A 9,788-nucleotide genomic window follows, 5' to 3' on the forward strand; every position below is an offset into this window, starting at 1 on the left:
TCGCAAACTTCCATCGCTTCAGCGTCAAAAACGTTTAACTGCATGTCAGCTTCCCCTTAACCGCGAGCCTTGGCTGCTGGACGTACAACCAGATTGCCGCCAGTAGCGCCAGGAACAGCGCCCTTGACCAACAACAGATTGAGTTCAGCGTCCACGCGCACTACTTCCAGGGACTGCACGGTCACGCGCTCAGCGCCCATATGACCGGACATTTTTTTGCCCTTGAATACACGACCAGGAGTCTGGCACTGGCCGATAGAGCCCGGGACGCGGTGGGAAACGGAGTTACCGTGGGTGTTGTCCTGACCGCGGAAGTTCCAGCGCTTGATGGTACCGGCAAAGCCTTTACCTTTCGACTGACCGGTAACATCTACCAGTTGGCCAGCAGCGAAGATTTCTGCGTTGATCAGGTCACCGGCCTTGTATTCGCCTTCTTCAAGACGGAATTCCAGGACAGTGCGACCAGCGGCAACGTTAGCCTTGGCGAAGTGACCCGCCTGGGCTGCAGTGACACGCGAAGCACGACGCTCACCGACAGTGACTTGCACTGCACGATAGCCATCGCTTTCTTCGGTTTTGAACTGGGTGACGCGATTCGGCTCGATCTCAATGACCGTGACCGGAATGGAGACACCTTCTTCGGTGAAAATACGGGTCATGCCCGCTTTTCGACCGACTACACCAATAGTCATGTTGTAAACCTCATGAGTGTACGGGGCTTTCACCCGCTATGGCCGCCCATTTCAGAGCGTTACACGACTAAGACCCGAGTCTTAGCCGAGGCTGATCTGCACTTCCACACCTGCCGCAAGATCAAGCTTCATAAGAGCGTCAACGGTTTTATCCGTTGGCTGGACGATGTCCAGAACGCGCTTGTGAGTACGGATCTCGTACTGGTCACGCGCGTCTTGGGTGACGTGCGGGGAGACCAGAACGGTGAACCGCTCTTTGCGAGTAGGCAGTGGAATTGGACCACGCACTTGAGCACCAGTACGTTGCGCGGTTTCCACGATTTCCTGGGTGGATTGGTCGATCAGGCGATGGTCAAAAGCCTTCAACCTGATACGGATTTGCTGATTTTGCATTGGATTTCAGACTCCGGCTGCTATTCCCACCGGGCGCAATGCGCCCGTTAAAAGGAGGCGCAATTCTATAGACGACGAATCAGGGTGTCAACCCAATAAAAAAGCCCCCGCAGGGCGGGGGCTTTTTTGGCAAATCAACGCTTAGGCGATGATTTTGGCTACGACACCAGCGCCGACGGTACGACCGCCTTCACGGATGGCGAAACGCAGGCCGTCTTCCATTGCGATTGGCTTGATCAGAGTGACGGAAACTTTAACGTTGTCACCTGGCATAACCATTTCGGTGCCTTCCGGCAGTTCGCAGCTACCAGTTACGTCGGTAGTACGGAAGTAGAACTGTGGACGGTAGCCTTTGAAGAACGGAGTGTGACGACCGCCTTCTTCCTTGCTCAGAACGTAGATTTCAGCTTCGAACTGAGTGTGAGGCTTGACGCTGCCTGGCTTGACCAGAACCTGACCACGCTCAACGTCGTCACGCTTGGTGCCGCGCAGCAGAACGCCGCAGTTCTCGCCAGCACGACCTTCGTCCAGCAGCTTGCGGAACATCTCAACGCCGGTGCAAGTAGTCTTGGTGGTGTCACGCAGACCCACGATCTCGACTTCTTCCTGGATGCGAACGATGCCACGCTCAACACGACCAGTTACAACAGTACCGCGACCCGAGATCGAGAATACGTCTTCGATTGGCATCAGGAACGGCTTGTCGATAGCACGAACTGGTTCTGGGATGTAGCTGTCCAGGGTTTCAACCAGTTTCTTGACGGCAGTGGTGCCCATCTCGTTATCGTCGAGACCGTCCAGAGCCATACGAGCCGAACCGATGATGATCGGAGTGTCGTCGCCTGGGAAGTCGTAGGTAGTCAGCAGGTCGCGGACTTCCATTTCAACCAGTTCCAGCAGCTCAGCGTCGTCTACCAGGTCAGCCTTGTTCAGGAAGACCACGATGTACGGAACGCCAACCTGACGGGACAGCAGGATGTGCTCACGAGTTTGTGGCATCGGACCATCGGCAGCCGAGCAAACCAGGATCGCGCCGTCCATCTGGGCAGCACCGGTGATCATGTTCTTGACGTAGTCGGCGTGACCTGGGCAGTCAACGTGCGCGTAGTGACGGACGTTGGAGTCGTACTCTACGTGTGCAGTGTTGATGGTGATACCACGAGCTTTCTCTTCTGGAGCGCTGTCGATCTTGTCGAAGTCAACGCGAGCCGAACCGAAAACTTCGGAGCAAACACGGGTCAGAGCAGCGGTCAGAGTGGTTTTACCGTGGTCAACGTGACCGATGGTGCCAACGTTGACGTGCGGTTTGTTACGTTCAAATTTTTCTTTAGCCACGACAGTGAACTCCTAGCCTAAAGGGGCTGAATCAGCCTTGTTTTTTAACGATAGCTTCGACGACGTTCGACGGAGCTTCGGAGTATTTGGAGAATTCCATAGAGTAGCTCGCGCGACCCTGAGACATGGAGCGAACGTCGGTCGCATAACCGAACATCTCACCCAACGGAACCTCGGCACGGATAACCTTGCCGGAAACCGAATCTTCCATACCCTGGATCAGACCACGACGACGGTTCAGGTCACCCATCACGTCACCCATGTAGTCCTCAGGTGTTACAACTTCTACCTTCATGATCGGCTCAAGCACCACACCGCCACCTTTGGAGGCAAGTTGCTTGGTCGCCATGGAGGCAGCCACCTTGAACGCCATCTCGTTGGAGTCGACGTCGTGGTAAGAACCGTCAAAGACGGTAGCCTTCAGGCCGATGAGCGGATAGCCGGCAACAACACCGTTCTTCATCTGCTCTTCAATGCCTTTCTGGATGGCAGGAATGTATTCCTTAGGAACAACACCACCAACCACTTCGTTTACGAATTGCAGACCTTCCTGACCTTCGTCAGCAGGTGCAAAACGGATCCAGCAGTGACCAAACTGGCCACGACCGCCGGACTGACGAACGAACTTGCCTTCGATCTCGCAGTTCTTAGTGATCTTCTCACGGTAAGAAACCTGCGGTTTACCGATGTTGGCTTCGACGTTGAACTCACGGCGCATCCGGTCTACCAGGATGTCCAGGTGCAACTCACCCATACCCGAGATGATCGTTTGACCAGTCTCTTCGTCGGTTTTGACGCGGAAAGAAGGGTCTTCCTGAGCCAGCTTGCTCAGAGCGATACCCATTTTTTCCTGGTCGTCTTTGGTCTTCGGCTCAACAGCAACCGAGATCACCGGCTCAGGGAAGTCCATACGCTCAAGGATAATTGGCTTATCCAGTGCGCACAGGGTTTCACCAGTGGTCACATCTTTCATGCCGATCAGGGCAGCGATGTCACCAGCCAGTACTTCCTTGATTTCTTCACGGGTGTTGGCATGCATCTGAACCATACGGCCCACACGCTCTTTCTTGCCTTTCACCGAGTTCAGAACCGAGTCACCGGAGTTCAGAGCACCCGAGTAGACGCGCACGAAGGTGATCGAACCCACGAACGGGTCGGTCGCAATCTTGAACGCCAGAGCCGAGAACGGCTCGTTGTCGTCTGCATGACGCTCGTCGTGACGAACGGCCGGATCGTCCTTGTCCAGTTCCTTGTCGTCCGGGTTGATACCCTTGATCGCAGGAATCTCGACAGGTGCTGGCAGGTAGTCGACGACGGCGTCGAGAACCAGCGGAACACCTTTGTTCTTGAACGAAGAACCGCAAACAGCCAGAACGATTTCGCCGGCGATAGTACGTTGGCGCAGAGCAGCCTTGATCTCTTCGATCGACAGCTCTTCACCTTCCAGGTACTTGTTCATCAGGTCTTCGTTGGCTTCGGCAGCTGCCTCAACCATGTTGCTGCGCCACTCTTCGGCCAGCTCTTGCAGCTCGGCAGGGATAGCTTCACGACGAGGGGTCATACCCTTGTCGGCGTCATCCCAGTAAACCGCTTCCATGGTCATCAGGTCGATCTGGCCCTGGAAGTTGTCTTCCGAACCGATTGCCAGCTGAATCGGCACCGGGGTGTGACCCAGGCGCTTCTTGATCTGGTCGACGACGCGCAGGAAGTTTGCACCGGCACGGTCCATCTTGTTTACGTAAACAAGACGTGGAACGCCGTACTTGTTGGCTTGACGCCATACGGTTTCCGACTGCGGCTCAACACCCGAAGTACCACAGAACACAACGACGGCGCCGTCGAGTACGCGCAGCGAGCGCTCTACTTCGATGGTGAAGTCAACGTGGCCCGGGGTATCGATGATGTTGAAGCGATAGCGGTCTTTGTGCTGCTTGACAGAACCCTGCCAGAAAGCAGTGGTCGCAGCAGAAGTAATGGTAATACCACGCTCCTGCTCCTGCACCATCCAGTCCATGGTCGCGGCGCCATCATGCACCTCGCCCATTTTGTGGTTTACGCCGGTGTAAAAAAGGACGCGCTCGGTGGTGGTGGTTTTACCAGCATCCACGTGAGCAACGATACCAATGTTACGGTAGCGGTTAATCGGAGTAGTACGAGCCATAAAGCCCTCGCAAAATTAGTGACGCTGGAATTAGAAGCGGTAGTGCGAGAAAGCCTTGTTGGCTTCAGCCATACGGTGCACGTCTTCACGCTTCTTGACCGCAGCACCTTTACCTTCAGCAGCATCCAGCAGTTCGCCAGCCAAGCGCAGAGCCATGGATTTCTCACCGCGCTTGCGCGCGAAGTCTACCAGCCAACGCATTGCCAGAGCATTACGACGGGATGGACGAACTTCGACCGGAACCTGGTAAGTAGCACCGCCTACACGGCGCGACTTCACTTCGACCAGCGGAGCGATGGCGTCGAGTGCTTTTTCGAAGAGTTCCAGGGGATCGGTACCAGCCTTACGAGCCTTGACTGTGTCCAGGGCACCGTAAACGATACGTTCGGCAACGGCTTTCTTGCCGCTTTCCATTACGTGGTTCATGAACTTGGCGAGAATCTGGGATCCGTACTTCGGATCGTCAAGAATCTCACGTTTTGCTGCTACGCGACGTCTTGGCATGATAAGCCCTCAAACGGTCTTCAGGTTCGCTCGGGACATAACGCTGAAAAGCGCGGTGCCCGACCTTACTCTTATCGACACAATAAATTTTAGAAACAACTGCAAACGGCGCGAATTACTTCGGACGCTTGGTACCGTATTTCGAACGACCCTGGTTACGACCTTTGACGCCGGAAGTATCCAACGAACCGCGAACGGTGTGGTAACGAACACCTGGCAAGTCTTTTACACGGCCGCCACGAATCAGGACGACGCTGTGCTCTTGCAGGTTGTGGCCTTCACCGCCGATGTACGAGGAAACCTCGAAACCGTTGGTCAGACGCACACGGCATACTTTACGCAGTGCCGAGTTAGGTTTTTTCGGCGTGGTGGTGTACACACGGGTGCACACGCCAAGTCGTTGCGGGCAGTTCTTCAGCGCAGGTACGTCGGATTTCTCGACGATACGCTTACGCGGCTGACGTACCAGCTGGTTGATAGTTGCCATCTACTAGCTCCACTGTTGTCTTGCGACGCTATTGTCTTGCAAGAAAAGCAAAATGGCAGGACGCGAGTCCCGCCAGATTTTGGGGTACAAGAGTCTAAAGAGGATCCTGTCCCCAGTCAAGACAGCGCCCCGAGTCGCATACCCTCCTCCCCTGGTCCGGGACCAGGAGAGGTTGAGCATGAGATCCGGGGCACTGGTCTCAATTACTGCTTGAGTTCAACGCTTCGGTCAGGGCCGCTTCGACTTCGCTCGCGCTCACACGCAGAGGTTTGTCGGCATCACGGCGACGCTTGCGCTCGCTGTGATAGGCAAGACCGGTACCGGCCGGGATCAGACGACCCACGACCACGTTCTCTTTCAGGCCGCGCAGGTAGTCGCGCTTGCCGGTTACCGCCGCCTCGGTCAGTACGCGAGTGGTCTCCTGGAAGGAGGCCGCCGAGATGAACGATTCGGTCGACAACGACGCCTTGGTGATACCGAGCAGCACACGAGTGAATTTCGAAACGAATTTCTCATCCTGTGCCAGACGCTCGTTCTCGACCAGTACGTGAGTGAGTTCCATCTGGTCGCCCTTGATGAAGCTCGAATCACCGGACTCGGAGATCTCGACTTTGCGCAGCATCTGACGAAGGATCGTTTCGATGTGCTTGTCGTTGATCTTCACGCCCTGCAGGCGATAAACGTCCTGAATCTCGTTGACGATGTATTTCGCCAGTGCGCTGACACCCAGCAGACGCAGGATGTCGTGCGGATCGCTAGGACCGTCGGAGATAACCTCACCACGGTTCACTTGCTCACCTTCGAAGACGTTCAGGTGACGCCATTTCGGGATCAGCTCTTCGTACGGATCGCTGCCATCGTTCGGTGTAATCACCAGACGACGCTTGCCTTTGGTCTCTTTACCGAAGGCGATCGTACCGCTGACTTCCGCCAGGATCGACGCTTCCTTCGGACGACGCGCTTCGAACAGGTCGGCAACGCGTGGCAGACCACCGGTGATGTCACGGGTCTTGGAAGTCTCTTGCGGGATACGGGCAAGAACATCACCCACGCCCACCTGAGCACCGTCCGCGATACCAACCAGGGCGTTCGCCGGCAGGAAGTACTGGGCCGGTACGTCAGTACCTGGCAGCAGCAGATCCTTGCCATCGATGCCGACCATCTTGACCGCAGGACGAATGTCCTTGCCGGCTGCAGGACGGTCTTTGGCGTCCAGTACTTCGATGTTGGTCAGACCGGTCAGTTCGTCGGTCTGGCGCTTGATCGTAATACCTTCTTCCATGCCCACGTAGGTCACGGTACCTTTCATTTCGGTAACGATCGGGTGAGTGTGCGGGTCCCACTTGGCCACGATGGAGCCAGCGTCGACCTTGTCACCTTCCTTGACCGAAATCACTGCACCGTAAGGCAGTTTGTAACGCTCACGCTCACGACCGAATTCGTCGGCAATCGCCAGCTCACCGGAACGCGAGACCGCGACCAGGTTGCCGTCGGCACGCTCGACGTGCTTCAGGTTGTGCAGGCGAACGATACCGCCGTTCTTGACCTGAACGCTGTCCGCTGCCGAAGTACGGCTTGCCGCACCACCGATGTGGAACGTACGCATGGTCAGCTGGGTACCCGGCTCACCGATCGACTGTGCAGCGATAACGCCGACAGCTTCACCGATGTTCACCTGGTGACCACGGGCCAGATCGCGACCGTAGCACTTGGCGCAGATGCCGTAGCGGGTTTCGCAGCTGATCGGCGAACGCACGATCACTTCGTCGATGCTGTTCAGCTCGATGAACTCGACCCACTTCTCGTCTACCAGCGTACCGGCAGGAACGATGACGTCTTCGGTGCCCGGCTTGAACACGTCACGGGCGATAACACGGCCCAGTACGCGTTCACCCAGAGGCTCGACAACGTCGCCGCCTTCGATGTGCGGAGTCATCAGCAGGCCCTGTTCGGTCCCGCAGTCGATCTCGGTCACGACCAGATCCTGCGCAACGTCTACCAGACGACGAGTCAGGTAACCGGAGTTCGCAGTTTTCAATGCGGTATCCGCAAGACCCTTACGAGCACCGTGAGTCGAGATGAAGTACTGGAGTACGCTCAGACCTTCACGGAAGTTCGCGGTGATCGGCGTCTCGATGATCGAGCCGTCCGGCTTGGCCATCAGACCACGCATACCGGCCAGCTGACGAATCTGTGCTGCAGAACCCCGCGCACCCGAGTCGGCCATCATGTACATCGAGTTGAACGATTCCTGGTCCACGGTCTCGCCGTGACGGTCGACAACCTTCTCTTTCGAGAGGTTGGACATCATCGCCTTGGAGACTTCGTCGTTCGCCTTGGACCAGAGGTCGATCACCTTGTTGTACTTCTCGCCCTGGGTTACCAGGCCGGATGCATACTGGCTTTCAATCTCTTTCACTTCGTCGGTTGCGGCATCGATGATGCGAGCTTTTTCATCAGGGATAACGAAGTCGTTAACGCCGATGGAAACACCCGAGATCGTCGAGTAGGCAAAACCGGTGTACATCAGCTGGTCAGCGAAGATCACGGTCTCTTTCAGACCAACCACGCGGTAGCACTGGTTGATCAGCTTGGAGATCGCCTTCTTCTTCATCGGCTGGTTGACCACGTCGTAAGACAGGCCGGCCGGGACCACCTGGAACAGCAGCGCACGGCCGACAGTGGTGTCGACGATACGGGTGTTCTTGACGCTGCCGCCATCACGGTCGTTCACGGTTTCGTTGATACGAACCTTGATCTTGGCGTGCAGTGCAGCTTCGCCGGCGCGGAATACGCGGTCGACTTCCTGCAGGTCCGCGAACACACGACCTTCGCCCTTGGCGTTGATCGCTTCACGGGTCATGTAGTACAGACCCAGTACAACGTCCTGCGACGGAACGATGATTGGCTCACCGTTGGCTGGCGACAGGATGTTGTTGGTCGACATCATCAGCGCACGGGCTTCGAGCTGGGCTTCCAGGGTCAGCGGTACGTGGACCGCCATCTGGTCGCCGTCGAAGTCGGCGTTGTACGCAGCACAGACCAGAGGGTGCAGCTGGATAGCCTTGCCTTCGATCAGTACCGGTTCAAACGCCTGGATACCCAGACGGTGAAGGGTCGGTGCACGGTTGAGCAGCACTGGGTGTTCGCGAATCACTTCGGCGAGAACGTCCCAGACCTCTGGCAGCTCGCGCTCGACCATCTTCTTGGCAGCCTTGATGGTGGTCGCCAGACCACGCATTTCCAGCTTGCCGAAAATGAACGGCTTGAACAGCTCAAGAGCCATCTTCTTCGGCAGACCGCACTGGTGCAGACGCAGGGTCGGACCTACGGTAATTACCGAACGACCCGAGTAGTCAACGCGCTTACCGAGCAAGTTCTGACGGAAACGACCCTGCTTACCCTTGATCATGTCGGCCAGGGATTTCAGAGGACGCTTGTTGGAACCGGTGATGGCGCGACCGCGGCGACCGTTGTCGAGCAGCGCATCCACAGCTTCCTGCAGCATGCGTTTTTCGTTGCGCACGATGATGTCCGGAGCGGACAGGTCAAGCAGGCGCTTCAAACGGTTGTTACGGTTGATCACTCGACGATACAGATCGTTGAGGTCGGAAGTCGCGAAGCGACCGCCATCCAGCGGAACCAGTGGACGCAGGTCTGGCGGCAGAACCGGCAGAACGGTCAACACCATCCACTCAGGCAGGTTGCCGGAACCCTGGAAGGCTTCCATCAACTTCAGGCGCTTGGACAGCTTCTTGATCTTGGTTTCGGAGTTGGTTTGCGGAATCTCTTCGCGCAGACGGCCAATCTCGTGCTCCAGATCGATAGCGTGCAGCAGCTCGCGGACAGCCTCCGCACCCATGCGGGCGTCGAAGTCGTCACCGAACTCTTCGAGGGCTTCGAAGTACTGCTCGTCGTTCAGCAGCTGACCTTTCTCAAGGGTGGTCATGCCTGGATCGATAACGACATAGCTCTCGAAGTAGAGAACGCGCTCGATATCACGCAGGGTCATGTCCATCAGCAGGCCGATACGGTACGGCAGCGATTTCAGGAACCAGATGTGGGCAACCGGCGAAGCCAGTTCGATGTGAGCCATGCGCTCACGACGGACCTTGGCCCGTGCAACGTCAACGCCGCACTTCTCGCAGATCACGCCACGATGCTTCAAGCGCTTGTACTTACCGCACACGCACTCGTAATCCTTGACCGGGACAAA

At 56.6% G+C, this 9,788-nt stretch carries 7 protein-coding genes; all 7 read right to left on the reverse strand.

Annotated features, from left to right (window positions below; all coding sequences use genetic code 11):
* Nucleotides 1-56 precede the first annotated feature (56 nt).
* Complete coding sequence (gene rplC / locus ACIPOO_RS27505; protein WP_400611215.1) at nucleotides 57-692, reverse strand: 50S ribosomal protein L3; 636 nt, start codon at nucleotides 690-692, stop codon at nucleotides 57-59.
* 81 nt (nucleotides 693-773) lie between these two features.
* Nucleotides 774-1,085, reverse strand: coding sequence for a 30S ribosomal protein S10 (rpsJ, locus tag ACIPOO_RS27510; RefSeq protein WP_400611208.1), 312 nt, complete (start codon nucleotides 1,083-1,085; stop codon nucleotides 774-776).
* 141 nt (nucleotides 1,086-1,226) lie between these two features.
* Nucleotides 1,227-2,420, reverse strand: a complete 1,194-nt coding sequence (gene tuf / locus ACIPOO_RS27515; protein ID WP_274134928.1) for an elongation factor Tu — start codon at nucleotides 2,418-2,420, stop codon at nucleotides 1,227-1,229.
* A 31-nt stretch (nucleotides 2,421-2,451) separates the two neighbouring features.
* Nucleotides 2,452-4,581, reverse strand: a complete 2,130-nt coding sequence (fusA, locus tag ACIPOO_RS27520) for an elongation factor G (protein WP_274134929.1) — start codon at nucleotides 4,579-4,581, stop codon at nucleotides 2,452-2,454.
* A 30-nt stretch (nucleotides 4,582-4,611) separates the two neighbouring features.
* Nucleotides 4,612-5,085 (reverse strand): 30S ribosomal protein S7, encoded by a 474-nt coding sequence (rpsG, locus tag ACIPOO_RS27525; RefSeq protein WP_007970418.1) that lies wholly within the window; start codon nucleotides 5,083-5,085, stop codon nucleotides 4,612-4,614.
* 115 nt (nucleotides 5,086-5,200) lie between these two features.
* Nucleotides 5,201-5,572 carry a 30S ribosomal protein S12 gene (rpsL, locus tag ACIPOO_RS27530; protein ID WP_400611211.1) on the reverse strand — a complete coding sequence of 124 codons (372 nt, stop codon included), beginning with the start codon at nucleotides 5,570-5,572 and terminating at the stop codon, nucleotides 5,201-5,203.
* Between the two features lie 199 nt (nucleotides 5,573-5,771).
* A partial coding sequence (gene rpoC / locus ACIPOO_RS27535; RefSeq protein WP_400611213.1) for a DNA-directed RNA polymerase subunit beta' occupies nucleotides 5,772-9,788 on the reverse strand: 4,017 nt, incomplete at its 5' end.

Source organism: Pseudomonas sp. NPDC090201, from assembly GCF_044746825.1.
GTDB lineage: Bacteria > Pseudomonadota > Gammaproteobacteria > Pseudomonadales > Pseudomonadaceae > Aquipseudomonas > Aquipseudomonas putida_AD.